A 25,646-nucleotide genomic window follows, 5' to 3' on the forward strand; every position below is an offset into this window, starting at 1 on the left:
AGCCCGCGAAAGATACCCTCCCCGCGCCGCCAGTGACGGGGGGTGTAACGACCCGCCCTCCCCCTGTCAACAGCCTTTGTGCGCCAGCGGTGGATGATCCCATCGGGCCCGGTCTGCCTGCCCTTTTGATGCGAGCCGAGCGCGAGCATGGGCGCCGCGGCGCAAAAAAATACGGCGCGTCGCGTTGTCGGCCGATGCGCCGTCCCACCGACGGAGATCGGCCTTCGGCGCATCGACACGGATCATCGAGGGATGAGAGCGGGGTGGCGGAACACGGAGCGCCGCCGAAGGGTCGCCGGACGGCTCGGAGCCATCGCAGACTAGCGTGCCGGGACGCCCACGAGGCGCCCCGCCACCCGTGGCGCCGTCAGAGCGCGATCGGCGCCGACCATGCCTGTCGACGCCGCACGCCCCAGTGCTCCGGGATCAGCTCACGCTGTACTCGGCCTTGCCGATGATCATGTCGACCACGGTCGTAATCCAGATCATGTGGACGGCCTCCACCACGTTGTAGGACGCCGAATCCATCCAGAAATTCAGCGTTCCCAGCGCGCGCAGCGGATTGTCGGCGGTCTTGCCCGTGAAGGTCACCACGGGAAGGTCCATGTCCCGCGCCGTCTTGGCCGCGGACACCACGTTGGGCGAGGTTCCGCTCACCGAGATCAACACCACGGCGTCGGCCGGATCGGCGTGATGCTCCAGCGCCTTGGACAGCCACAGCTCATAGCCGTAGTCGTTGCCGTAGGCCGTGATGAACGAGGCATCGCTGAAGGTGACGGAGCGAATGCCGCCCTGCTTGGTGAAATCGAGCGCACAGTGCGACGAGATCGCGGACGAGGCCCCGTTCCCGTTGAAAATCAGCTTGCCGCCGGCGTCCTTGGTCTTGAGCGCAAGATCTTTGAATTCAATGAGGGTATCGTATATCTCTGGAGAAAATCCTTTCTCGTAACGCTTATAATAATCGTCCAGCCAGTTTGCCCAGTTCGTCTCCATGACGATACCCTTCTATCGAACAAGATCCGGAAGTGATGGAACTCTTTGTAGAGAGAGAATATTACCGTATCACGACTCGATCGTCAGAAGGTCGTCATAAACAGTCGTTGATTGATGCCGGTCGACTTCATAAATCGTATCGATGAGCCGCATCACCTGCAGGGCCTGCAGCGAGGAGCCGTATTCGACCGGCGCACCGTCGAGAACACTGCGCAGGAACATCTCGGCCTCGCTGTCCCACGACGAATCGGTCGAGAAGACCATTCTCTCTTCGTCTTCCCACGTCGCGGCCGGGGCCACCGAGCGGTTTTTGGCCCACGTCAGCTCTTCTTCGCCATAGGAATTCGAGGACGTCTTGAGGCCATTGAGCACGATGTAGCCGCGCTCGAGGAAGACCTCCAGGGAAAACAGGTGCCGCCATTGGGTCATCGTCGAGTGGAACGACACGCTGAGCCCACTCCGTGAGTTCCGCAGAAGCGCGAAGACGTTGTCCTCGATGCCCGGCATCTTCCAATACATATTGGACACCATGGCATGGACCTCATCGAACTCGCATTCGGCAATATACTGGAAGAGATCCAGCATATGGATGCCCTGATCGATGAGAATGCCGCCCCCGGCCATGGCCGGATCGGCCCGCCATGTGGAGAGATAGCTCTTGTCGACGCTCTTGCCGTAGCGCCCGCGCATCCAGAGGATGCGCCCGAACCTCTGGCTCGACACAAGCTCCTTGAGCTTGATCACGCTCTGATGATGCCGATGGTTGAAGCCGTACATGAGCACTTTATCGCAGCGCTTCTCGACTTCGATGATCTGCTCCATTTCAGCGGCGTTGAAGCAAGGCGGCTTCTCGCACAGGACGTGCTTCCCCGCCTTCAGGGCGGCCGTCGCGATCGCCATGTTGAAGCGGTTGGGCATGCTGATCACGACAGCATCGATCGCATCGTCTTGGACGATGTCTTGCCACGAAGGGGCCTTGGGATAGGGAACGACGTCGGGATAGTGAATGTCGAAAACGCGGACAATCTGAGCGCCACGCGCAGCGAGTGTCTCGCTGCGAATGCGCCCCATTTTCCCGAAGCCAATGATCCCAACTTTCAACGACATGGCGGTCTCTGGGTGCGGTGTGGAGGACAGGCGCTCTGGAGCTGATAGTGGGATCGAAGCCGTCTGTCACCTGAATTCTGAGAGAGGGTCGGAGGGCTTCATTCAAAGCAACGCTAATATAATAATTGTTTTCATACACGATCGACACGCCCTTGATGCGTCGTGGCATCGTCGTCATCAAGCAATTCGACGCTATTTGCTCGAGGCCTCTGCCGGGCGAGCGATCCGTGGTCCCGTCAGTCGACGTCGTCGACCCAGTCCTCCCGTCGATGGCGCACCCGCACGATGAGCACGCCCCGCTCGTCGACGACATAGATCACGATGTGCGCGCCGCAGGGATGGATCCGCACGGGCGGCACGATCTCGTACCGCAGCCGCGCCATGTCCGGATAGGCCGCGAGCGTCTCGAAGGCGTGGGTCAGCCGGGCGTGGTAGGTCTCGGCCTGCTCGAGACCGAACATCCCGGCCCCTTCGAGATAGATCGCGACGATGTCCCGCTCGGCCGCCTCGGTGAGCCTATAGCCCGCCATCGACGATGCCGCGCGCGCGGCGGCGCAGCGCGTCCATCGATTGATGGCCGTCGCCGCTATCGAGGCCCTCGCTGACAAGGTGCTGCAGCCGGGCGATCTTCTCGCTCCGCTCCTGATCGCGCCGGATCAGGTCGCGCACATAGTCGCTCGCGTTGGCATAGCGGCCCGAGCGGGCCTGATCCTCCACCCACGACTTCATGAGATCGGGAAGGGACACGTTCATCGTCGCCATCGGCGGCCTCGCCTGCGTTTCGAGGCAATGTAACTCTATTGGCAAAGATTGCCATAGCCCGTCCTCACGGGGCGGCCGCCTTCATCCGCTTCGAGATCCTCGCGATCGTCGCCCGGCTGCAGCCCGTCGCATGCTGCACCTCGGACCAGGAGACCCCGCGCCGCAGCATCGCGGCGATCGCGTCGTTGCGCTTGGTGTTTTCCGGCCGGCCCTTGTAGCGGCCCGCCGCCTTGGCGCGGGCCTGGCCCTGGGCCTGCCGGCGGCGGCGGTCCTCGTAGTCCTTGCGCGCGACCGCCGCGAGCATGTCGAGAAGCATGGCATTGACGGCATCGACCATCCGCGCGGTGAAGCTCTCCGGATCCGGATCGATGAACATCGCGGAGGTCGGCAGATCGAGCGCGACGATCCGCACGCGCTTGCGGGTGATCTCGTCCTTGAGCCTCGCCCAGTCGGCCGACGTCAGCCGTGACAGGCGATCGACCTGCTCGACGAGAAGCACGTCGCCGGCGCGGCAATCGCGCAGCAGGCGGAAGAGCTCCGGACGCTCGAGCGTCGCCCCGCTCTCGTTCTCCACATAATAGGAGACGATCTCGAGCCCCCTCCCCTCGGCGAAGGCATCGAGATCGGCGCGCGCCCGATCGGCGTTCTGATCGTCCGTGGAGGCTCTGAGATAGGCGCGAACCGACATCGTGCCGCCTAGTTTCGTTTGGATGGTTTCTTTATTCTTGGTCTCTTTTGGTTTGTCAAACGGGATTTAGTGAACCAGGTTCGGGGGAGTTCACAAAAGGCATACTCAAAAAACACCGGGATCGCCCCTCCCTTAACCGGACGGAAAGATATCGAGATGATATCATCTCGATATCAATCGGATGCCATGGAGGTGTTCCATGATCGTCACCGTCGGCGGCATAAAAGGCGGGTCCGGCAAGACGACCGTCGCCACCAACCTCGCCGTCATGCGGGCCCTCGACGGCCGCGACGTCCTGCTCGTCGATGCCGACGACCAGGAGACGGCGTCGGACTTCACGATGCTGCGCAACGAGCGCATGGAGGGGGGCGCGGGCTTCACCTCGATCAAGCTGACGGGCGCCGCCGTGCGCACGGAGGTGCGGCGCCTCGGTGCCAAATATGACGACATCATCATCGACACCGGCGGGCGCGACACCACCAGCCAGCGCGCCGCGCTGACCGTCAGCAACGTCCTCCTGGTGCCGTTCGTGCCACGCAGCTTCGACGTGTGGACGCTCGAGAAGGTCTCGCAACTGACGGCGGAGATGCGCACCGCCAATCCGGAGCTCTCCGCCTATGCCTTCATCAACCGCGCCGATCCGCGCGGCCAGGACAACAGCGAGGCCGAGGGCGTGATCGCCGAGGCCGAGGAGCTCGTCCTCCTGCCCGTCGCGCTCGGCGCCCGCAAGGCCTTCGGCAACGCCGCCGCGCAGGGCATGGGCGTCGTCGAGCTGAGGCCGCAGGACCCGAAGGCGAGCGACGAGATCGCCCGCCTCTATGGATATCTTTTTGATGTCGAAATGATATCAGAATCCGCTGTGGGAGCGTGAGGATGGCGATCGCCCGCAAACCGACAGCCCGGATCGTTCCCCCCTCCTCCGCGTCCGAGCGCGAGATCGAGGCGCTGATCCGCAAGGGCGGCAGCGTTGCCGTCACCCCCGCGGCCCGACCCAAGGCCGCCGGGACCGCCAAGGTGATCCTGCGCCTTCCCGACGAGATGCTCGCCCGCGTCGACGCGCTCGTCGAAGCCCGCAGCCCCAAGATCCCGCGCCATACCTGGCTCCTGGAGGCCATCCTCGAGAAGCTCGAGCGCGAGACACCAAAATGATATCACTATGATATCTCATAGATGCCAATGTGACGTCGATTCGACATCGATTGGATATCTCCTCGATGTCATCGTGGCATCATACCGACATCACGAAGATATCTCGCTCTGAGAGGCTGCATGCAGGGCCGACGTCTCATCGGAAATCAGTTCGACCTCTTCATCCTCTCCCTCACCGAGCTGAAGCTCCGTGATGCGCGCGAGACGATGGAGCGGCCCTTCTTCTCGCTCGGCAAGCGCAAGCGGCTGCGCCCCATCGAGTACGAGAGCGACGGGGTCTGGGTGAAGGTCGAGCCGCACCAGAACTACGGCATGGCCACCATCTGGGACGCCGACGTGCTGATCTGGGCGGCCTCGGTGCTGATCGACCTGAAGAACCGGGGCGTGAACGACATCCCGAGCGAGCTTCATTTCCAGCCCTACGATCTCTTGAAGGCCATCCATCGCTCGACCGGTGGAGACCATTATCGCCGCCTGCGCGAGGCCCTCTCGCGCCTCAGAAGCACCAACATCCGCACCAACATCCGCGCGCCCCGCGGCAAGCGCTACGCCGAATTCAGCTGGATCTCGGAGTGGACGGACCTTGTCGACGAGACCACGGGGGAAAGCCGGGGCATGAGCATCGTCCTCAGCCAATGGTTCGTGCAGGGCGTCCTGCAGAAGGGCGGCGTGCTCGCCATCGATCCGGAATATTTCGGGATCACCGGCGGGCGCGAGCGCTGGCTCTATCGCGTGGCGCGCAAGCATGCGGGTGGGGCAGGGGACCAGGGCTTCGCCATCAGCCTGCCCACCCTCTTCGAAAAATCCGGCGCAGAAGGACCCTACCGCCGCTTCAAGCACGAGATGCAGAAGATCGTGCAGCGCAACGAGCTGCCGGGGATCTCGCTCGCCTGGGAGGAGGGGGGCAAGGGAGAGCCGCGCATCTGGATGGGGATGAAGGTGAAGGACGCACTCCTCGAGGTCGAAGAGAAAGCGCCCCGACGATCCCGCAAGCGGCGCGCCGCCACGCCGGGCTCGGTGCCGCTTCTGCTTCACACCGAACTCGGCGAGGAGACCATCGCACGGGTTCGCCACGATTTTCCCGGCTGGGACGTCTACGCCATGAAGGCCGAGTTCGACGACTGGATCGCCCAGGACCCCGAGCGCCGCCCGTCCGACTATCAAAGCGCGTTCTACGGTTTCGTCCGCCGCCATCACGCGCGTCAAAGCCCTTGAAGCGTTCCTAATCGGCCGTCACTTCCAAAACCTCTTTTCCACATGCTGAGACACGCTCCCATCACAAACGACGGCCTATTAGGAACAAAGTGACGGCCTATCAGGAACGCTAGCGACGGCCTATCAGGAACGAATCCTCGGCCTATTAGGAACAGAGCACTTACGTAAACGTCTGACACATAATGAGATTTAGCCTCCGATCGAGGCCTTAACTCTTTAACTCTCTTTATAACTTTCTAACAGGCGACCGTCGGACTCGACCGCTTCACCCGCACCCGGTGTTCCCGATCGGCCGATACCCATCCCGTCGAAGCCGAACCGTCCAACCCAAACGTCGGAGACGGGTCGGCGATGCCGATGGCTTCGAAGGATCGATCGGTTGAGCCACCGAGACCTCCGTTCCGAGCGTTCCCTTTAGTCCCACGCCGCAAGGGCGAAGCAGCGGACGAAGGCGGCAGGATGTCGGAACACGAGCGCCGTCGCGTGATCCTCGATGACGGGCAGAGACGCGAACCAAAAAGGCTCACCATTTTCTAGATCGACCGTCACGGCCTCCAGGAAGCCCACCTCGAGGCGAGCCACATCGAGGGACAGTCCCAGCCCCAGGGCCTTCGCGATGGCCTCCTTGCGGCACCACAGGCCGTAGAAAGCAGCCTGTCGCGCATTCGCCGGCCACTCTTCGAGGTGAAGCCGTTCCTTCGGCGTGAAGACGAGCGGCCCGACCTCCTCGACGAGGTCCGTTTCGCCGATCCGTTCGATGTCCACGCCGACCGCGCCGGCGTTCGAAACCGCAAGAAGCGCCCGGTCTCCGCTGTGGGAGAGGTTGAATTCGAGTGGAGGCCGTCCGGAGCCTGCGACGAGGGCGGGCTTGCCATAGGGACCGGCGCTGAAGGTCAGAGCTGCCGGATCCTCGCCAAGATAAGCTGCAAGGATCCGGCGCAGGAGAGAGCGGGCCGCGACGAAGCGAAACCGCAGCCTCGCCGTCCGTAGAAGCGCGGCCCGGCGGTGCTCGTCCGCCGACAGGAGCGCTGATCCTCTGCGGGCAAGCTCCGGAGAAAGCCCGAGCGACCAAACGTCGACGCCGCCCGGGGACAGAAAGTCGCGATCCGGAACGGCCCCGAAGGGGTGCCATTCACCCGCGCAACGTGGCACCGCCGTCGACATAGAGATCGGCCATCGTGATGTGCGAGGCGCGCTCGGAGAGGAGGAAGAGAACCGCCTCCGTCACCTCCTGCGGCGTCGCGAGCTTGCCGAGAGGAATGCCGGCCTTGAACGAACCGAGGTCGCCGGCGATCACTCGGGCGGCACCGTCGGCATCCGCCCACATGCCGGTCTGCATCGCCGTCAGCGTCGAGCCCGGCGCAACGATGTTGCAGCGAACGCCGTGCGGGGCGAGCTCCAGGCCGAGACAACGGGTGAACATCGTCGTCGCCGCCTTCGACGCCGCATAGGCGGCCATGCCATGGCGCGGCACGCCCGCGGCATTGGAGCTGACGACGACGATACTGCCCTTGCGGCGGGGCGTCATGCGCCGCGCCAGCGCCCGGCCAAGGTGAAACACGCCGTGGGTGTTGACCGAGAAGGCATGATGCCAGGCGGCATCGTCCGTTTCGGCGATGAGACCGGTGACGAGCACGCCGGCGATGCTGGCGGCCATGTGGATCGGCCCGTCCTCCTCCTCGATGCGCGCGACGAGCGCCTCCACCGCCGCCGCATCGGCCACGTCGAGGATCTCGTAGCGCACGTCGTCGCTGTCGGGGGTGTCGGCGAAGGCGAGATCGGTTGCGACGATCCTCGCGCCGGCCGCCCGCAGAGCGGCGACGACGGCACGGCCGATCCCGCCCGCCGCCCCGGTCACGAGCACCCTCTCGCCGGCGAATTCTGCCCCGCTCACAACGCGGCCATCAGCATATCGGTGGTGACGGGCGTGCCGCAGACGGCGGCGACGTAGGACAGCGCCATGTCGTGCCTGATGCGCGAGAAGTCGGCGACGGCGTCCGCCACCAGAAAGGGCTCGATATCGCGCATGAAGGCGTCGGCGACCGTGAGGAGGCAGCCGATGTGGGCGTAAACCCCGCACACGACGAGCTGGTCGCGGCCGCGCGCATGGAGAAGCGGCTCGAGGTTGCTGCGTTGAAACGCGCTGTAGCGGTGCTTGACGAGGACGAAGTCGCTTGCTTCGGGAGCGAGCTCGGGAAGGATCGGCGCATGGGCCTCGGGATCCGTCATGCCGGGGCCCCAGAGCTCGGCCTGAAGCCCGCGGTCGCGGCGGTCCTGATCGACGGTCTGAGCGGTGTAGAAGACCGGCATTCCTGCCGCCCGGCAGGCCGCGCCGAGCCGGGCGATGTTGGCGATGACCGGCGCGATCGGCGCCGCTTGCGGGGCGAACGGGCGCACGAAATAGCGCTGCATGTCGTGGATGAGGAGGGCGGCGCGGTCCGGCGCGAAGGCAAAGGCGGCACGCGGCGCCGGCAGGTCGTGGAGGGTGGGCAGCGCATAGGCCGCGATCTGCGGCAGGGTCTTCGTCACGTGACGGGGTCCTTCTGGCGGGCGAGATAGTCCTGGCGAAGCCGGGCACGCAGCGCCTTGCGGCTCACCTTGCCGACGCCGGTCGTCTCGAATGCGGGGACGAGCACGATCTCGTCGGGGATCTTGAAGAAAGCGATGCCGCGCTCGCGCAGGAAACGACGCAGCGCCGCCGGCTTCGGCTCCCGCTCCCGCGCGATGACGAAAGCGCAGCTGCGCTCGCCGAGGCGGTCGTCGGGAACCGAGACGACCGCCGCGTCGAACACGTCGGGATGGGCGAGGAGATGGTTCTCCACCTCCTCGGCCGAGACCTTCTCGCCGGCGCGGTTGATCTGGTCGTTCGCCCGCCCCAGCACCTCGATAGAGCCGCCCGCGGCAAGGCGCACGATGTCGCCGGTGCGATAGAAGCCGTCGGCCGTGAAGGCGCGGCGGTTCGCCTCCGGATCGTTGTGATAGGCGCGGATCGTGTAGGGGCCGCGGGCGAGGAGATGGCCGGGCGTGCCGGCGGCCACGGGGCGGTCCGCATCGTCGACGATCAGCACCTCGTCGTGCGGACTGATCGGGCGCCCCTGGGTGGTGAGGATGACCGCCTCCGGGTCGTCGTGGCGGGTGTAGTTCACGAGACCTTCGGCCATGCCGAACACCTGCTGCAGGCGGCAGCCGAGCGCCGGGCCGATCCGCCGCGCCACCTCCGGGATGAGCTTCGCGCCGCCCACGAGCAGCACCTCGAGGCTCGCGAGCGCGTCCCGCCGCGTCGCCGCCGCATCGATCCACAGGAGGGCGAGCGGCGGGACGAGGCCGGTGATCGTCACACCCTCCCGCGCGATCAGCGGGAAGGCGGTCTCGGGCGAGGGCGCAGGGGCCATGACCACGCGGCCACCGGCATGGAGGGTGCCCATGTAGCCCGGTGAGCTCATCGGAAAATTGTGCGCGGCCGGGAGCGCCACGAGGTAGACGCTGGCCGCGGTGACGCCGCAGATCGCGTTGCTGCCGCGGAAGGAGTAGATGTAGTCGTCGTGGGTGCGCGGGATCAGCTTCGGCAGCCCCGTGCTGCCTCCCGAGATCTGCATGAAGGCGACGCTCGCGGGATCGGGATCGCCCGGCAAGCCATCCGGCTCGCCGACGCACGCCTCGAGGGCGAGGAACTCCTCGGCCTCGCCGACGATGACGACCTCGCGCACCGTCGGCGCCGCGCTGCGCAGCTGTCGGGCGAGGGGGCGATAGTCGAAGCCGCCGTAGAAGTCGCTGGCGATGTAGGCGGCGGCCTCCGCGCGGCGGGCGAGATGGACGATCTCGGCATGACGATGCGCCGGCAGGGCGAAGACCGGCACGAGGCCCGCGCGGAACAGGCCGAACACCACGGAGAGAAACTCCGCGACGTTGCCGAGCTGCACGAGGACGCGCTCGCCCGGCCGCAAGCCGAGGGCGGCGAAGCCGGCCGCGTGGGCCTCGGCGCGACGGGCGAGCTCGCGATAGCTCCAGCGCCGCTCGCCATCGACGACGGCGATCGCCTCGCCGCGCGCCTCGGCCTGGCGGCGCAAGAGGGCCGGGAAGGTTTCGCCGCGCCAATAGCCGGCCTCGCGATAGCGCTGCGCGAACGCTTCGGGGAACGGCTGGACCGCCGGGATCATGACCGCGCTCCCGGCCGCTTCTCCGCGACGGGCGGGATGCCGAGCGCGGCCATCATCGCGCCGAACTTCGCCGCCGTCTCGTCGACCTCGCCCCACGGATCGGAGCCTTCCACGATGCCGGCGCCGGCATAGAGGCGAGCGGTGCACCCGGCGATCTCGGCGCAGCGGATGGTGACGTGCCAGCTGCCGTCGCCGCGACCGTCGCACCAACCGACCGTGCCGGCATAGAAGCCGCGGTCGTAGGGCTCGAGCTCGCCGATCAGGCGCGACGCACGGGTGCGGGGAAGGCCGCACACCGCAGGGGTCGGGTGGAGCAGGGCGGCAAGGGCGATCGCCGGCGTCTCGGCGTCCTTGAGCTCGCCCATGATGCGCGTGCCGAGGTGCCACATGGTGGCGGTGCTGACGAGGGCGGCGCCCTCGGGCCGCCAGAGCCTGCGGCAGTGGGGGGCGAGGGTGTCGAGAATGAACTCGACGACGATCGCGTGCTCGTGGCGGTCCTTTGCGGAGCGCGACAGGGCGGCCGCGGCCGCCGCGTCAGCGCCGAGATCCTTCGCCCGGCGCGCCGATCCCGCGAGGGGATGGGACAGGATGGTGCCGTCCCGCTTCGTCAGCAGCCGCTCGGGCGTCGCGCCGACGAGCGCCCGCGGCGTTCCTTCCGGGGAAGGCAAGGGCATGAGGAAGGCGGTCACGGCCGGGTCGTGCGACAGGCGCGAGAGGAGGCCGGCGAGGTCGATCGGGCGATCCGTCTCGGCGACGAGGCTGCGGGACAGGACGACCTTGCGCAGGGGATCGATCGCGTCGGCGGCCATCAGCGCGAGCGCCCGCTCGACGGCACGGGCATAAAGGGGCGCGTCGGGATCGGGGCGGAGCCGCCAGCGCTCCGAGCGGGGAGGGTCCGCCTTCGCCGGCGGCGGCGCGATCATCTTGCCGCTGCGATGGACGCGCGGGGCGTACCAGAGGCAGGCGGCGGCGCCCGTGTCGAACGGCAGCGCTCCGGCGATGACGCTGTCGGGATCCATCTCCTCGAACACGGCGGCGACGGCTCCGGCGAGATCGGCGCCCGGCTCGGGGACGACGGGCTGAAGCGGGCCGAAGGCCTCGATAGTCTCCTGTCGCGAGCGGAACGCGGCCCTCGGCTCCCCGAACGTTGCCGCGAGGGAGGCCTCGGGCTTCTCGATCTGGGTGATCATGGCTTGTCCCCGTGCAGTGGGCGATCGGATCGCGATGACGGCAGTGATGACGGCATGGGTGGGCTCATTCGTTCGGGGAGCTGGCGGGCGTTCGGGGAGCGGGCGGGGTCAGCCATGGCCCGCGGCAAGGGCCGGAACGCGCGCCGCCGGAGGGGGATCGGCCTCGGCGAGGAGGCGGTCGATCAGCGGGCCGAGGATCTCGAGCGAGGCGGGGGAGATGATGTCGTCGTGCGAGGCGTGGGCGAGCCGATGGATCGCGACGTTCCGCGCAAGGCCCTCCCAGGCCGTGTCGGGATCGATGCCCGGGGGGACGGAGCGGCCGGCGACGAACAGCGTCACCCGCCCCTCATAGGGCGGCGTGGTGGCGGCGGAGAGCAGGCGGACGCTGTCGTTGTAGTTCTCGAAGATGTGGCCGAACATCTCCTCCTTCTCGTGGCGGAAGGCGTCGTCGGCGACGTCGGCCATCGCCGCGTTGATGAACTGCTCCTGCTCGCGCTCGGCGCCGCGGTTGGCCTGCGCGCCGGAAGGGTCGCTCCAGTCGTGGGCCTCGGCGGGATAGGTGTCGAGGAGGCCGAGGAAGCGCACCTCCTCGCCGAGCGCCCGCAGCCGGACGGCGAGGCCGTAGGCGATGGTGCCGCCGAGCGAGTAGCCGAGGAGATAATAGGGGCCTCGGGGCTGCGCCCGGCGCAGGATGTCGAGCTGGTGCGCCACGAGCGCGTCCATGTCGGGGCTCGTCGCGATCGGCCCGTGTGGTCGGGGCGACTGCAGGCCGAGGATCGCCATGTCCTTCGCCAGATAGCGCGACAGGACGCTGTACTGCCAGGAGACGCCCGAGGCCGGATAAATGCACACGAGCGGCCCCCGTGCTCCCGGCCGGAGCGGCACGACGAGGTCGAACCCGTCGCGGGCGAGCGCGCCGACGAGCTCGCCCGCCTCGAGATGCTCGGCGAGGCGTTCGACGGTCGGCATCAGGATGATGTCGCCGACCGAGACATGGCGGCCGAGATCGCGGCGGATGCGGGCGGCGAGGCGCATTGCCAGCAGCGAATGGCCGCCGATCGCGAAGAAGTCCTCCTCCGCTCCCACCCGGTCGCGGCCGACGAGCTCGGCGAAGACGGCGGCGAGGCGGGTCTCCAGCCCCTCGGCCGGCTCGCGCCCCGTTCCGCTCGCACGCTCGGGCCGCGGCAGCGCCTTGCGATCGAGCTTGCCGTTCACCGAGACGGGCAGTGCCGCGATCCCGACGATGTGGGCGGGCACCATGTGCGCCGGCAGTACGGCCTTCAGCAGGGCGATGACGGCGGCGGGCTCCGGCGGTGCCGCCGGGTCGTCCGGCACCACCCAGGCGACGAGCTGGCGCTCGTCGGCGCCGGGATCGGTGCTTGTGGCTCCGAGGACGAGGGCGTCGGCCACGGCCTGGCGCACGCCCTCGAGGCGCTCGAGCTGGGCTTCGATCTCGCCGAGCTCGACGCGTTGCCCGCGGATCTTGATCTGATGATCGCTGCGGCCGAGATAGTCGAGGGCGCCGTCGGGGAGGCGGCGCACCACGTCGCCCGTGCGGTACATCCGCTCCCCCGGTGCGAACGGGTCGGCGACGAAGCGGCTCGCGGTGAGGCCGGGCCGGCCGAGATAGCCGGCGGCGAGCTGATGGCCGCAGAGATAGAGCTCGCCCGGCGCGCCCGGCGGCACGGGGCGCATCAGGTGATCGAGGACGCGCACCTTCGTGTTCCAGACCGGCCAGCCGATGGGGACCCCGCCGCCGGGCGCCTCGATCGGCTCGGCCGTCGCCGGAGCGTAGGTCACGTCGATGGCCGCCTCGGTCGGTCCGTAGAGATTGTGGAGCTCGGCCGACAGCAGCGCGTGGAAGTCGCGCGCGAGGCTCTTCGGCAGTGCCTCGCCGCTGCAGAACACCTTGCGCAACGAGGCGCAGCGTCTTGCCGCCCCGAGCTCTCTCACCGTCGCGAGGAAGACCGCGAGCATCGAGGGCACGAAGTGCAGCAGAGTGATGCGGTGCTCCTCGATCAGATCGATCAGGAGGGCCGGGTCGCGGTGCGCCTCGGGCGGGGCCATCACGAGCTCCGCCCCGGTGACGGCGGGCCAGAAGAATTCCCAGACGGAGACGTCGAAGCCGCACGGCGTCTTCTGCAAGACCCGGTCGCCCGGCCTGAGATCGTAGGCGGCCTGCATCCAGAGGAGGCGGTTCACGATCGCCCCGTGCGGGACGACCACCCCCTTCGGCCGCCCGGTCGTGCCGGACGTATAGATGAGGTAGGCCGGATCGCTCGGATGCAGCGCCGGATCGGGGGTGGGAAGGGGAAGCTCGGCCCCGGCCCCGGCGAGCGCGTCGAAGGTGACGACGGGAAGATCGGCCGGCAGCGCGACGCCGGCCATGCCGTCGGCGATCAGCGCGCGCGGCCGAGCATCGGCGAGCATGAAGGCGAGGCGGTCGGAAGGGTAGGAGAGGTCGAGCGGCAGATAGCTCGCCCCCGCCTCGATGACGCCATAGAGCGCGAGGCTGAGCCTTGCCGAGCGCGGCAGGGCGACCGCGACGACGTCGCCGGTGGTGACGCCGACGTCGGCGAGGCGGCGCGCCAGATGCAGCGCCTGGCGGCGCACTTCGCCGAAGCTGAGGGTCGTGTCGCCGTCGGTGAGGGCGGGTGCCTCCGGGTCGCGTCCGGCGCCGGCGTGGAGGAGGTTGCGCAGCGTCAGAGGCGGCACGGGCTGCTCGGTCGCGTTGATCCTGTCGGCGAGAGCGAGCTCGCTCCGCGTTGCCACGGGCAGCGTCGCCAGCGTCTCCGCCGGCGCGTGCACCAGCGTTTCGAGCAGCGCCGCGATGCGGTCGGCGAAGGCCTGGGCGTCGGCGAGCGCCCCGCGATTCTCGACGAGGAGGGTGAGGCGCTCGCCCGGCAGGACGAGCAGGGCGAGCGGGTAGTGGCTGTGCCCGCGATTGTGGATGTCGCGGACCCTGAGCCCGGCGATGTCACGGTCGAGATAGGCGTTGTCGGGATAGTTCTCGACGACGAGGAGCGTATCGAACAGAGCTTTGCCGCCGGCGAGCGACTGGATGTCGCCGAGCCCCAGCGTGTCGTGCTCCATGAGGTGGGCGTGCTCCTCCTGCAGCCCGGCGAGCTGATCCCAGAGCGACGTGTCGGGGTCGAGCCGCACCCGCACCGGGATCGTGGAGAGGAACAGGCCGATCTGCTCCTCGAGCCCCTGGACCGCGGCGCCGCGTCCGGCGACGGGGGTGCCGAAGACGACCTCGTTCCGCCCTGCGAGGGAGCCGAGGACGAGGGCGAAGACGCCTTGCATGAGGATGTTCAGCGTGACGCCGCGGCGCCGCGCCATCGCGAGAAGATCGCGCGTCGTCTCGCGCGACAGGCGGTGCTCGGCCTCCTCCATGGCGGCGCTCGCCGACCCCTCGAAGAGCCGCGTGGGCGTCGCTTCCCGCAGCGCCTGCGCCCATGCGATGCGGGCGGGGGCCGGGTCGCGTGCGGCAAGGCTCCGCACGACCTCGCCATAGGCATGCGGCAGCGCCGGCAGCGGTGCGTCCGAGGCGTAGGCCTCGAAGAGGTCGCGCAGCAGCAGCGGGGTCGACCAGCCGTCGATCACGAGGTGGTGGACGACGAGGATCAACGCGTGCCGCTCCGGCGCGAGGCGCACGAGGGTCGCCCCGATGAGGTGGCCGAAGGCGTTGCCGAGAAGATTGCGGTTCACCGCCGTCGCCTCGATGCGCGCGAGCGCGAGCACGGCCTCGCCCGCGGGGCGGCCGGTGAGATCGCGCGTCTCGAGGGACCAGAGGTCGCGCGCTTCCGGGGGAAGCGGCGGCACGAGGAAGCGCGGTTCGTCCGTCTCGCGGGCGTCGAACAGGCCGTGGAGCTGCGGGTGGCGGCGCACGACGTGATCGAGGGCGCGTGCCAGACGCTCCGCGTCGAGCGGGCCGTCGAGCTCGAGGCGGGTGAAGGCGTTGTAGGCGGAGCCGCTGTCGCCGAGGAGGGCGTGATAGAGCATCCCCTTCTGGGTCGGCAGGAGCGGGAGCGCTTCGGCGCTGATCCCGTCGCGGACGACGCGGGGGGCCGCAGCGGCCTCGACGCCGTCTCGTGTGGCGGGGGGGAGCGGACGCAGTCGGGCGGCGATGCCGCGAGCGTCGCGGCCGGCGAAGACCTCGCCCGGTCGGAGGTGGAAGCCGTCGCCGCGCAGCCGGCCGCACAGGACGATGGCGCTGATGCTGTCACCGCCGAGCTCGAAGAAATCGTCGCGGGTGCCGACGGCGGGAAGCTTCAGCACCGCTGCCATGTGGTGGACGAGACGCGCCTCCTCGGGCGTGCCCGGCGCCCCGTCGAGCTCGGCCGACGGCCTGGGCAGCCGGCGGGTGTCGATCTTGCCGTTGATGGTGAGGGGGAAGTGGTCGAGCACCGTCACGATGGCGGGGACCATGTGGTCCGGCAGCGCGTCCTTCACCGCGGCGCGCACTTCGCGGGCCGCGCCGCGTGGATCCGCGCTGCCGCCGGCGAGGGTCACGTAGGCGAGGAGACGGTGGCTTCCCTCGACCGGCTCCGCGACGACCCGGGCGATCTCGACCCGGTCGAGCCGCTGCAGGGCGGCTTCGACCTCGGCCACCTCGATGCGGTATCCGCGCACCTTAACCTGGCCGTCGCGGCGGCCGACGAAGGCGACCGTGCCGTCGGCCTCGCGGCGAACGAGATCGCCGGTGCGGTAGATGCGTCCGCCGGAGCCGAAGGGGTCGGCGACGAAGCGCTCTGCCGTCAGCCCGGGCCGGCCGAGATAGCCGTCGGCGAGACCCGCTCCGGCGAGATAGAGCTCGCCCACGGCGCCCGGCGGCACCTCGTTCAGCGTGCGGTCGAGCACGCGCGCCGTCGTCCCCCCGATCGGCCGGCCGATGACCGGCCGATCGCTCGCCGCGATCGGCGCCCGCAGCGCGTCGACGGTGTATTCGGTCGGGCCGTAGAGATTGTGGCTGGCGACCTCGGCATGGCGGGCGAGGGCGGTCCAGAGGGCCGGCGGCGCCGCTTCGCCGCCGATGAGGACGACGCCCGGCCGGTGCGGCCCTTCGAGGAGGCCGCAGGCGATCATCTCGGCACAGATCGAGGGGGCGAGATCGAGGGTGTCGATCCCTTCCGCGCGGATCCACTCGACGAGGGCGAGCGCGTCGCGGCGCAGCGTCTCGTCCACGATGTGGAGCTCCTGGCCGGCGAGCATCCAGAAGATCTGCAGCCAGGAGGAATCGAAGGCGAAGGAGTGGGTGTGGGCGGCCCGGAGCGGGCGGCCCGCCTCGGAGCGGTTCGCGATCGCCGGGCCGTAGATCGTCGGCCAGTGCGCGGCGTAGAGGTTGAGGAGCGCGCGGTGCGGGACCATGACCCCCTTCGGCCGGCCGGTGGAGCCCGAGGTGAAGATGATGTAGGCGGTCCCGTCCGGCGCCGGCCCGCCGATCGCGGCAGGAGTGGGTAGGTGCGCGGCGACGGCGGCGGCCGTCTCGGGCGCATCGAGGGCGAGGAGAGAGATGCCGGCCGGCAGGCGCGAGGCCGCGTCGAGGGTGGTGAGGATCGCCGCCGGGCTCGCGTCGGCGCACATGTCGGCGAGGCGGGCCGGCGGATGGTCGAGATCGAGCGGGAGGTAGGTCGCGCCGCTCGCGAGGACGGCGAGCATGGCGATGACCGACTGCTCGCTGCGGGGCACGGCGACGGCGACGACATCGCCCTCTCGGACGCCTTCGGCGAGGAGATGGCGGGCGAGACGGTTGAGCGCCGCCGATACCGCGGCGAAATCGAGGGTCCTGTCGCCGTGGACGAGCGCGGTGGCGGCCGGGTCTCGCGCCGCGGCCGCCCTGAAGAGGTCGACGAGGCTGCGCGCGGCGCAGAGGGGAGCGGCGACGGGCGGCGTGCTCGAGGCCGTGGTGAGGGCGCGCTCCTCCGCTTCCGTCATCACCGGCAGCGCGGCGACGGCGAGCGCGGGGTCGGCGGCGATCGCCAGGAGAAGGCGCTCGAGCCGCTCGGCGTGGCGCCCGAGCGTCGCCTCGTCGTAGAGCGCGCTGTTCGCCCGCAGCTCCAGCGTGATGCGCGTGCCCTCGATCGTCAGGCCGAACTCGATGTCGTCGATCGGGCCGGTGGCGAGGTGATGGGTGCGGCCCCGCACGCCGGCGAAGTCGAGCGCCTCGTCGAACATGCGGTAGTTGATTACCGGTCCGTAGAGGCCGCTGCGTCCCACCCGGCCGAGATCGCGCTGGATGGCTTCGGCATCGTAGCGCTGATGACGCCGCATCTGGCGCATCGCCGCCCGGGTGGCGTGGGCGAGATCGTGAATGGTGGCGCCGGGCTCGACGGCGAGCCGCAGCGGCAGAACGTTGACGACAGGGGCGGTCGAGGCCGCCGCGACCGAGCCCATGCGCCGCATCAGCGGCATTCCGACGACGAGGTCCTCCGCCTCCGTCAGGCGGTGCACGTAGGCGCAGATCGCTGCGACCAGGAAATCGAGGAGGGAGTGGCCGGCGGCCTCCGCTGTCGCGGCGAGGGCGGCCGAATGGTCGGGCGCGAGCGGGTGAAGATGGCCGATCGCCGCCGGCCGGGACGCATCGCCGTCCGCCTGCGGCGTCCTGCCGGGCGCGAGTGTCGTCGGCGCGGGCAGGTCGCGGCAGTGGTCGCGCCAGAAGGCGGCGTCGCGCTCGCGGGTCGGGGAGGTGTCGTAGGCGCGATATTCCTCCACCACGGCGGCGACGCTCTCGAAGGGCGAGGGCCCCTCCGCACGGCCGCTCCGGCGGGCACTGTAGATCTCGGCGATGCGCCGGGTGAGGGCGGTGAAGCTGAAGCCGTCGAGCATCAGATGATGGTGGCGCTGATACCAGATGACCGACGGCGTCCCCTCCCTATCCTCGAGGTGGATCAGGAGCTCGCGCGTCAGCGGCCGCTCGCCGTCGACCGGCAGATCGGCGGCGACGTCCTGCGCCATGATCGCCCATGCGGCCGCCTCCGGATCGGGCACGACCCTGAGATCCAGGATCTCGGGATCGGGGATGTCGCCTTCCCGGAGGGGGCGCAGCAGCTGCCAGAGGCCGTCGGCATCCTCGACATAGCGGGCGGTGACGGTGTCGGCCTCGGCGAGACCGGCCCGGATCGAGGCGGCGAGAACGTCGAGATCGACCTCGCCGTGCAGCTCGACCGCATGGGCGATGACGTAGGCGTTGCGGTTCGTCGCGATCTGGTCGGCGAGGACGATGCCGAGCTGGGTGCCGAGGAGGGGGACCTTGCGCATGGGAGATTGTCCGGACGTCTAAGAGGCCTGCCGCGCGGGGTCGGCGGGGCGGGCGCTGGGCAGGAGATCGGTCCATGCATCTTCGACGTAGTCGAAGCAGGCCGATCGCTCGGCGGGACCGAAGACGACGGTCCAGCCGCTCGGGGGGGAACGGAAGGTCGGCCACAGGCTGTATTGGCCGACCGCATTGGTGAGGACGGCGAAGGCGTAGCGCTCGTCGTCGAAGGGGTTCGTCTTGGTGTCGTCGTTCATCATGTCCGTCGGTGCTCCGCGTCAGCCGTGGCTCCGGCTCCGCTCTGTGAAGAGCGCGCAGATCCCGGCGATGGTGGGGTTCTTGGCGAGGTCGACGAAGCTCACGGCGTGTCCGGCCGCACGCCATTCGCCGACGAGCTGCATGGCGGCGATCGAGGTGAGGCCGAAATCCATCAGGTTGTCGTCGTCCTCGGGGACGTCGTCGAGGAAGGGCGCCAGCGCCTCGCGCAGCGCGTCCGTGGTCGGGGCGATGGGCGTGGGGGAGGTCATCGAAGCTCCATGATGCGGGGGGACGTCGGGGATTGCGGGGCCATCGCGCTACTCCGCGGCGAGCGCGCGCACCGGATCGAGCCGGGCCGCGCGCCGGGCGGGCATGAAGCCGAAGACGAGCCCCATGCCGGTCGCGACGGCGAGCGCGAGCGCGACGGCGCTCACTTCGAAGATCACGGTGACGCCGAGAAGGAGAGCGGCGCCGATGCCGATGGCGAGGCCGAGGGCGAGCCCGACGGCGCCGCCCACGCCCGAGATCAGCACCGCCTCGGAGAGAAACTGGCCGAGAATGTCCGTGCGGCTCGCGCCGACGGCCATGCGGATGCCGATCTCGCGCGTGCGCTCGGTGACGCTCATGAGCATCACGTTCATGACGCCGATGCCGCCGACGACGAGCGAGATCGCGGCGATCAGCGCCAGGAGCAGGGAGAGGCTCGATTGTGTCGCGGCGAGGCTCGCGATGCGCTGGGCCATGTCGTTGATGAAGAAGTCCCGCATCCGATGGCGTGCGAGGAGGGTCTCCTCGACGAGGGCCTTGGTCTCCGCCATGCGGGAGGTGTCGGCGACGGTGACCTGGATGCCGCCGAGGTCGGTGTCGCCGGAGAGGCGGGTGGCGCCGGTCAGGAACGGGATCACCACGCGATCGTCGCGGTCCATGCCGCGCTCGTCCGGCCCCTTCGCCTCGAGAACGCCGATGACGGTGAAGGGGATGTTGTTGAGGAGGATGTCGGTGCCGACGGGATCGGCGGGGCCCGGATAGAGCGCCTCGGCGACGGTGGCGCCGAGCACGGCGACGGGAGCGGCGGCCCGGTCGTCCGCCGCGGTGAAGAAGGCGCCGTACTCGGTCTCCCATCGGAAAGTTTCCGGGTAGAGCGCCGAGGTCGCGAAGGCTTCGCTGCGCACCGTCGCGGCCGGTGAGGTGAGGGTGACGGGGCTCCAGCGGCCCGGGTTGGCGTGGCGCACGTTGGGAAGGGCGGCGAGCGCCTCGGCGTCGGCGAGCGTCATGCGGCCGCCCGGCTGCCCCGGATTGTCGCCGTCGGGCATCACGACGATCCAGTCGGTGCCGGTCGCGCTCGCCTGGGCCATGACGCTGTGGCGCGTCCCTTCGCCGATGGCGAGCATGGCGATGACCGAGGCGCCGCCGATGACGATGCCGACGAGCGTCAGCGCGGTGCGCACCCGGTTCTGGGCGAGGGCGCGTCGGGCGCTGCGGGCGATCTCGACCGCGACGCGACCCGGCCGGCGCGACCCGCGCTTGGGCGGCGGGACGGGACGTGGCGCGGCGGCCGTGCCGGCGGCCACGATCATCCCGTCGGCGATCCGGATCGTGCGGTCGGCCCGCTCCGCGATCGTGCGGTCGTGGGTGATGAGGATGACGGTGCGCCCCTCGGCCGCGACCTCGGCGAGGAGGTCCATCACCGCCGCTCCGGTCGCGCTGTCGAGCGCGCCGGTCGGCTCGTCGGCGAGGATCACGCTGCCGCCGTTCATCAGCGCCCGGGCGATCGAGACGCGCTGCTGCTGGCCGCCGGAGAGTTCCGCCGGCCGCCGCTGTGCAAGGCCCGTGAGGCCGAGCCGGGCGAGGAGGGCGTGCGCCCGCTCGGTCCGCTCCGCCGCCGCCACGCCGGCATAAAGCGCCGGCAGCTCCACATTCTGCAGCGCCGTCAGCCCCGGCAGGAGGTGATAGCGCTGGAAGACGAAGCCGAACGCGTCGCGGCGCAGCGCCGCGCGCGCATCGGTCGAAAGCGTCGCCATCTCGCGCCCGGCGAAGACGTAGCGGCCGTCCGTCGGCCGATCGAGGAGGCCGAGGATGTTCATGAGGGTCGACTTGCCCGACCCGGACTGTCCGACGATGGCGACGAACTCGCCGGCGGCGATGTCGAGGTCGATGCCGTGCAGCACCTCGGTGGCGCGGGCACCTTCCCCGAAGCGGCGCGTCAGGCCTCGGCAGGCGATGAGGGGGGCGACGGCGCCGCTCATGGGACGAACCGGATGGGCGAGGCGTCGGCCGTGTCGATCTCACCGGTGATGAGATGCTCCCCTGCGGCAAGGCCGGCGACGATCTCCGCCTGGAAGCGGGTGCGGACGCCGAGGCGCACGGTGCGCGCTTCGGGCTTGCCGCCGGCGCCGAGGATGCGGGCCGTGAACAGCGCGCCATCGTCCGCATGCGGGGTGAGGGCCGTGGTCGGCGCGAGAACGACGTCGTCGGCGGACGCGGTGACGAAGCGCACCTGCGCGCTCATTTCGGGTAGCAGCAGCCCGTCGCCGTTGCCGACGTCGAAGAGGGCGACGTAGAACACGACGGCGTTGCTCGGGGAGGCCGGCGTGTCGGCGTCCTCGCGGCGCGAGGGAGCAGGCAGGATCTGCCGGAGCCGCCCCTTCCAGCGCCGCTCGCCGTGGCCGAGCGTGGTGAACCAGACGGGCATGCCGGGCGAAAGGCGGGGTACGTCCGCCTCGGCGACCTCCGTCCACACCGTCATCTCGGAGAGGTCGGCGATGCGCATCAGGCGCGGCGTTTCGTAGGTCGCGATCAGCGTCTGCCCCTCGCGCACGTCGATCGAGACGACCGTGCCGCCCATCGGGGCGTGGATCCGGGTGTGGGCGAGCTCGGCCTCGTGGGCGGTGAGGGTCGCCTCGGTGCGGGTGATCCTGGCGTGCACCGCATCGATCTGCGCCGCCGCCGCGGCGGCCTCCATCTGCGCCGCGTCGTTGCTCTGGCGGCTCGCGACATTCTTGAGGGCGAGGGCCGCGGTGCGCTCGGCAAGCCGTGCGGCATGCTCGGCCCGCACGTCGAGGCCGCGCAGCTCGGCCCGCAGCTCGGCGATCTCGGCACGGTCGGCGGCGACCTGCGCCATCTGCGTGGCGGGGTCGATCTCGGCGACGAGATCGCCGGCTGCGACCCGGTCGCCCTCGCGCACGTGGAGCCGCACGAGCTGGCCGGAGGCCTGGGCACCGACGTCCACATAGTCTCGCGGGCGGATCTTGCCGAAGGCCGAGATCGTCTCCTCGAGGTCGCCGCGCACGATGGCCACGGTGGCGAAGGCCGGGGCCGCGCGCGGCTCGATGCGGGTGGCGGCGATGCCGACGCTGCCGGCGAGAAGGAGCACCAGAAGGAAGGCTTCCCAGCGGCCCTTCATGGGTTCGCGCCCTCGATCTCCTGCGCGCGCGCCACCTCGCCGAGGCCGACGGTGCGCATCAGGAGCGCGAGCCCGACGCCGAGGGCGAGGGCGGCGAGCCCGGCGACGAGGATCGCCGTCGCGGGCAGGAGGGCGGTGGCGATCGTGCCGAGGGCGGCGGCGCCGACGATGTCGCCGAGGGTGTCCTGGGCGGCCCACAGGCTGTTGACGCGGCCGAGGAAGTTGTCGGGCGTCGCCTTCTGGATCAGCGTGTACTGGATGAGCGAGGCGATCGCGACGGCGTAGCCGTAGACGATCAGAGCGGCGAGGGCGGCGACGAGGCTGCCCGAGGCGCCGAGGACGATCACCGCGACGAAGGCGAGAAGGCACATCGCCACCATCACGTGGTCCGGTCGCTCGAAGCGCTGCGGCCAGCCGCTCACCACGGCGCCGAGCGTCGCGCCGAGGGGGACGGCCGAGTACATGAGGCCGGTCGCCACGCTGCCGCCGGCGAAGGCGCCGTCGATCAGCGCGGGAAACAGGACGCGGATGCCGCTCGTCACCGTGAGGAGCGTGCCGAGGGCGAAGATCGCGAGGAGCACGCGCCGGCCGAGCACGAAGGCGAAGGCTTCGGCGAGGAGGCGCAGCGGGTGGTGCTCCTCCGAGCGCTGGGGCACGAGAGGCGGCAGGCCGAGGAGGGTGAGGACGGTGACGAGGGTGCCGACGGCGGTGAGCGCATAGGCCGAGGTCACGCCGCCCGCGGCGATGACGAGGCCGCCGAGCGACGGCGCGACGACGTTGGAAAAGCGTGCCGTGATCATGCCGAGGGCGCCGGCATGCATCAGGTTCTCCCGCCCGACGATCATCGGCATGGCCGCCATCAGCCCCGAGACGCCGAGGGCGCCGAAGAAGCCGTCCCAGAGGGCGAGCCCGTAGATCGCGCCCAAGGAGGGGTGCGGCAGGGCGCTGTTCACGGCGAGGGCGACGAAGCCGATGCCGCAGATGCTGCGGGCGAAGAGGATCAGCCGCCGCCGGTCGTAGAGGTCCGCGAGGACACCGCCGAGGAGGAGGCCGGCGAACAGGCCGACCCCTTCGACCGCCGAGACGAGCCCGACGTGCACGCTCGCTCCGGTCAGGCCGTAGACCTGGATCGGGATCCCGACGGTCAGCATGCCGAGCCCGACCAGCGAGACGGTGCGGGCGATGAGGAGCTGGCGGAACGCCGGGTTGGTGAGGAGCAGTGAGACGTCGACGAAGTGGCTCGGCTTGCTCATGGGCGGACTGCCTCGTGCTGGAGACCCGCCGCGGCGCGGACGCGAGCCGGCACCCACTCTCGTGCGACGTCGATGACGACGGTGCCCGAGGGGCGGGCGGAGAGGTGTTGGCAGGGGTCGAGGATCGGACTGCGGAGGAGGGGCACAGGCCGGGCCGGGTCGTTCGGACGCAGACAGGTGACGATCGGCTCGGCCATGGATCTCCTCTTTCGGGCGGCACGGCCTTCTCCCGGCCATGCGGACATCCGCGGTGTGGGCAGCAAGGCGAGGCGTCGCTCCAGCAAGCCGGGGACGGCGCGATGACACCGGCCCTCGCGCGGCGGGCCGACGCCCCGGGCGATCCCTTCCCCTCAGGAATGGGGATCACTCACTTCGGAGCGGAAAGTATTTTTGAGAGATGTCCGAATCAATTGCGCTGTTTTTCGCGCAAAAGGCGCATATGTTCTCAGCAACGGCAGAGATATATAAGCACAAAGTCAATTTGAAATCGAAATGATTACAGTTAAAACTAAGGATATTGTGGCGAATATAGGGCAAAACTGGTGAAGAATTTGGAAAAAGAGTGCGATGGGCACGCCGAAAGAGACACGCGTCGGCAGCGTGCCGGAGGCGGCATCGGGGATCGGGCGCTCAGGAGGGGGAAGAGGGGCTAGCGCGGGAGCAAGCCGGTGAGGGCGATCAGGCCGTCGCCGAGGGCGCCGCGCCAGATGAGATAGTCGTGCCCTCCGGCATATTCCCCGTAGCTGACGCGATAGCCCTTGGCGCGCAGCACGTCGCAGAGATGCCGCGTGGTGTCGAGGATCCCGGCGGCGTCGCCGTGCGGTCGTTCGAAGAGGCCGGCGGTGAGGTGGAAGCGGACGGTCTTCCGCGGCTCGCGGGCGATGCGTGCGGCGAGGCCGTCCGGGGTGCCGTCGTGCCACCAGAAGGAGCCGGAGAGGCTGAGGACGTTGCCGAACACCGCCGGGTGACGGAGCGCCGCCGTCGCGGCGGCGAGGCCGCCGAAGCTCGATCCGCCGAGGATGACGCGCTCGGGCGGAATGGCGGCGCCGAGCCGGGCGGTGAGGAGCGGCATCAGCTCCGTCGCGAGGGCGTCGGCAAAGTCCGGATTGTCCGGCAGTTCGCGTGAGCGGGTCGCGCGATCGATCGTCGGGACGAACACCGCGGCGGTCGGCGGGATCCGCTCGGCTGCGATGAGATCGTCAAGGATCTGCGGCGTCGGCACGCGCGTCTGGTAGGCCTCGCCGTCGAAGAGGATCAGGAGGCGGCTGTCGGGTGCCGCGGGGTCGAAGCCGGCGGGGCGGTAGAGGACGATCTCGCGGGTGTTGCCGAGGATCCCGCTCGCGAAGTGGAGCGGGGAGAGCGTTCCCCGGGGCGCGCCGAGGGGGGTGGCCGTGGCGAGGCCCGGCTGGGGCGGCGCCTCGGAGAGGATCAGGATGGATTCCTGATTATAGGCATCCGGCGCGTCGGCAGGCTCGCGCGCGGGGTTGAGGGGATCGGCCTTCGCCGTGGCGAGGATGGCGACGCGGCGGGCGCGTGGGCCGAGCGGCAGCTCGGGAATGTCGACGGCGATCTTGTAGGCGAGGCGCGTCGTGCGCGGCACGACGAAGCTCTTGAACCAGACGTCGGAGGTGCCGAGCCGCTCCATCCATTCGTGGTCGCCCGAGGGGGCGCCCAGGATGCGGGCGTTGTGCCGCGCACCGCGCGCGAGGAAGGTGACGATCGCCTCGCCGTCGGGCCCGGGCTCCACGAGGGGGGCGCCCGAAGCCTCGATGTCGACCCAGAAGGCCGCGCTGGAGCCGCCCGCGTCGAGGGCTTCGGCGAGCGCGGCGATCCGCGCGCTGAGGAAGTGCCTCGGCGGCGCGACCTGCTCCGACGGGGGCAGGCGATGGACGAGGTCGAGGCCGAAGACGCTCGGCTCGGCCGCCGAGGCGCGCAGCATGAGGCCGGGCTCCTCGGCGACGAAGCGGAAGACGGTCGTGCCGACGGCATCGGCGGCGAGGCGGCGGCGGTGGGTTCCGTCGGCGCCGACGAGATCGAGCCCGACGCGCCCGCTCTCGACGGCGAGGCGGCCCTCGACGTAGTCGCCCGGCCCGGCTCCGGGGGAGACGGCGACGCTTTCGCCGGCGTCGAGCGCCTGCGTCACCGTCTCGTCGGGTGCGAGCGTCTGCGCCGCGGCGACCGCCGTCTCCATGGCAAGGACGATCGCGACAAGGAGG

20 protein-coding genes are annotated in these 25,646 nt (G+C 69.7%); 3 read left to right on the forward strand and 17 right to left on the reverse strand.

Annotation, left to right across the window (positions count from 1 at the left end):
* Positions 1-426: 426 nt before the first annotated feature.
* From JCR33_RS23820 to JCR33_RS23840, 5 genes are all read right to left on the reverse strand, one after another.
* Complete coding sequence (locus JCR33_RS23820; protein WP_198884649.1) at positions 427-993, reverse strand: D-sedoheptulose-7-phosphate isomerase; 567 nt, start codon at positions 991-993, stop codon at positions 427-429.
* A gap of 69 nt (positions 994-1,062) precedes the next feature.
* Positions 1,063-2,100: a Gfo/Idh/MocA family protein gene (locus tag JCR33_RS23825; RefSeq protein ID WP_198884650.1), complete on the reverse strand. Its 1,038-nt coding sequence runs from the start codon at positions 2,098-2,100 to the stop codon at positions 1,063-1,065.
* A 236-nt stretch (positions 2,101-2,336) separates the two neighbouring features.
* Positions 2,337-2,630 carry a type II toxin-antitoxin system RelE/ParE family toxin gene (locus tag JCR33_RS23830; RefSeq protein WP_198884651.1) on the reverse strand — a complete coding sequence of 98 codons (294 nt, stop codon included), beginning with the start codon at positions 2,628-2,630 and terminating at the stop codon, positions 2,337-2,339.
* On the reverse strand, positions 2,617-2,862 hold the full coding sequence (locus JCR33_RS23835; RefSeq protein WP_198884652.1) for a type II toxin-antitoxin system ParD family antitoxin: 246 nt from the start codon (positions 2,860-2,862) through the stop codon (positions 2,617-2,619). The genes JCR33_RS23830 and JCR33_RS23835 overlap by 14 nt, the downstream gene beginning before the upstream one ends.
* 64 nt (positions 2,863-2,926) lie before the next feature.
* Complete coding sequence (locus JCR33_RS23840; protein WP_198884653.1) at positions 2,927-3,550, reverse strand: recombinase family protein; 624 nt, start codon at positions 3,548-3,550, stop codon at positions 2,927-2,929.
* Between the two features lie 199 nt (positions 3,551-3,749).
* Here JCR33_RS23840 and JCR33_RS23845 point away from each other — a divergent pair, with 199 nt between their 5' ends.
* The 3 genes from JCR33_RS23845 (at position 3,750) to JCR33_RS23855 (ending at position 5,914) form a co-directional block, all read left to right on the forward strand.
* Positions 3,750-4,421, forward strand: coding sequence for an AAA family ATPase (locus JCR33_RS23845; RefSeq protein ID WP_198884654.1), 672 nt, complete (start codon positions 3,750-3,752; stop codon positions 4,419-4,421).
* A gap of 2 nt (positions 4,422-4,423) precedes the next feature.
* Entirely contained in the window at positions 4,424-4,699 is a 276-nt protein-coding gene (locus JCR33_RS23850) for a hypothetical protein (RefSeq protein ID WP_198884655.1), read from the forward strand.
* A 120-nt stretch (positions 4,700-4,819) separates the two neighbouring features.
* Positions 4,820-5,914, forward strand: coding sequence for a replication initiator protein A (locus JCR33_RS23855; protein WP_198884656.1), 1,095 nt, complete (start codon positions 4,820-4,822; stop codon positions 5,912-5,914).
* 414 nt (positions 5,915-6,328) lie between these two features.
* Here JCR33_RS23855 and JCR33_RS23860 read toward each other — a convergent pair whose 3' ends face one another.
* The 12 genes from JCR33_RS23860 to JCR33_RS23915 form a co-directional block, all read right to left on the reverse strand.
* Complete coding sequence (locus JCR33_RS23860) at positions 6,329-7,078, reverse strand: 4'-phosphopantetheinyl transferase family protein (RefSeq protein ID WP_198884657.1); 750 nt, start codon at positions 7,076-7,078, stop codon at positions 6,329-6,331.
* A complete protein-coding gene (locus tag JCR33_RS23865; protein WP_198884658.1) occupies positions 7,047-7,808 on the reverse strand; it encodes a 2,3-dihydro-2,3-dihydroxybenzoate dehydrogenase in 762 nt (253 codons plus the stop codon). The genes JCR33_RS23860 and JCR33_RS23865 overlap by 32 nt, the downstream gene beginning before the upstream one ends.
* Complete coding sequence (locus JCR33_RS23870) at positions 7,805-8,443, reverse strand: isochorismatase family protein (protein WP_332461261.1); 639 nt, start codon at positions 8,441-8,443, stop codon at positions 7,805-7,807. Before JCR33_RS23870 ends, JCR33_RS23865 begins: the two co-directional genes overlap by 4 nt.
* Positions 8,440-10,071: a (2,3-dihydroxybenzoyl)adenylate synthase gene (locus tag JCR33_RS23875; RefSeq protein ID WP_198884659.1), complete on the reverse strand. Its 1,632-nt coding sequence runs from the start codon at positions 10,069-10,071 to the stop codon at positions 8,440-8,442. Before JCR33_RS23875 ends, JCR33_RS23870 begins: the two co-directional genes overlap by 4 nt.
* Entirely contained in the window at positions 10,068-11,261 is a 1,194-nt protein-coding gene (locus JCR33_RS23880; RefSeq protein WP_198884660.1) for an isochorismate synthase, read from the reverse strand. Before JCR33_RS23880 ends, JCR33_RS23875 begins: the two co-directional genes overlap by 4 nt.
* Before the next feature lie 108 nt (positions 11,262-11,369).
* A complete protein-coding gene (locus tag JCR33_RS23885) occupies positions 11,370-18,521 on the reverse strand; it encodes a non-ribosomal peptide synthetase (RefSeq protein ID WP_198884661.1) in 7,152 nt (2,383 codons plus the stop codon).
* Positions 18,522-18,539: 18 nt separating this feature from the next.
* Positions 18,540-18,776, reverse strand: a complete 237-nt coding sequence (locus JCR33_RS23890) for an MbtH family protein (protein WP_269751259.1) — start codon at positions 18,774-18,776, stop codon at positions 18,540-18,542.
* 18 nt (positions 18,777-18,794) lie between these two features.
* Complete coding sequence (locus JCR33_RS23895) at positions 18,795-19,043, reverse strand: phosphopantetheine-binding protein (protein WP_198884662.1); 249 nt, start codon at positions 19,041-19,043, stop codon at positions 18,795-18,797.
* 48 nt (positions 19,044-19,091) lie between these two features.
* Positions 19,092-21,020: an ABC transporter permease gene (locus tag JCR33_RS23900; RefSeq protein ID WP_198884663.1), complete on the reverse strand. Its 1,929-nt coding sequence runs from the start codon at positions 21,018-21,020 to the stop codon at positions 19,092-19,094.
* Positions 21,017-22,177 (reverse strand): efflux RND transporter periplasmic adaptor subunit, encoded by a 1,161-nt coding sequence (locus JCR33_RS23905; protein ID WP_198884664.1) that lies wholly within the window; start codon positions 22,175-22,177, stop codon positions 21,017-21,019. Before JCR33_RS23905 ends, JCR33_RS23900 begins: the two co-directional genes overlap by 4 nt.
* Positions 22,174-23,430 carry an enterobactin transporter EntS gene (gene entS, locus JCR33_RS23910; protein ID WP_198884665.1) on the reverse strand — a complete coding sequence of 419 codons (1,257 nt, stop codon included), beginning with the start codon at positions 23,428-23,430 and terminating at the stop codon, positions 22,174-22,176. The genes JCR33_RS23905 and entS overlap by 4 nt, the downstream gene beginning before the upstream one ends.
* Positions 23,431-24,079: 649 nt before the next feature.
* Positions 24,080-25,621, reverse strand: coding sequence for an alpha/beta hydrolase-fold protein (locus tag JCR33_RS23915; RefSeq protein WP_198884666.1), 1,542 nt, complete (start codon positions 25,619-25,621; stop codon positions 24,080-24,082).
* Positions 25,622-25,646 lie beyond the last annotated feature (25 nt).

The sequence above is a fragment of the Acuticoccus mangrovi genome (genome assembly GCF_016411865.1).
Classification (GTDB): Bacteria; Pseudomonadota; Alphaproteobacteria; order Rhizobiales; family Amorphaceae; genus Acuticoccus; species Acuticoccus mangrovi.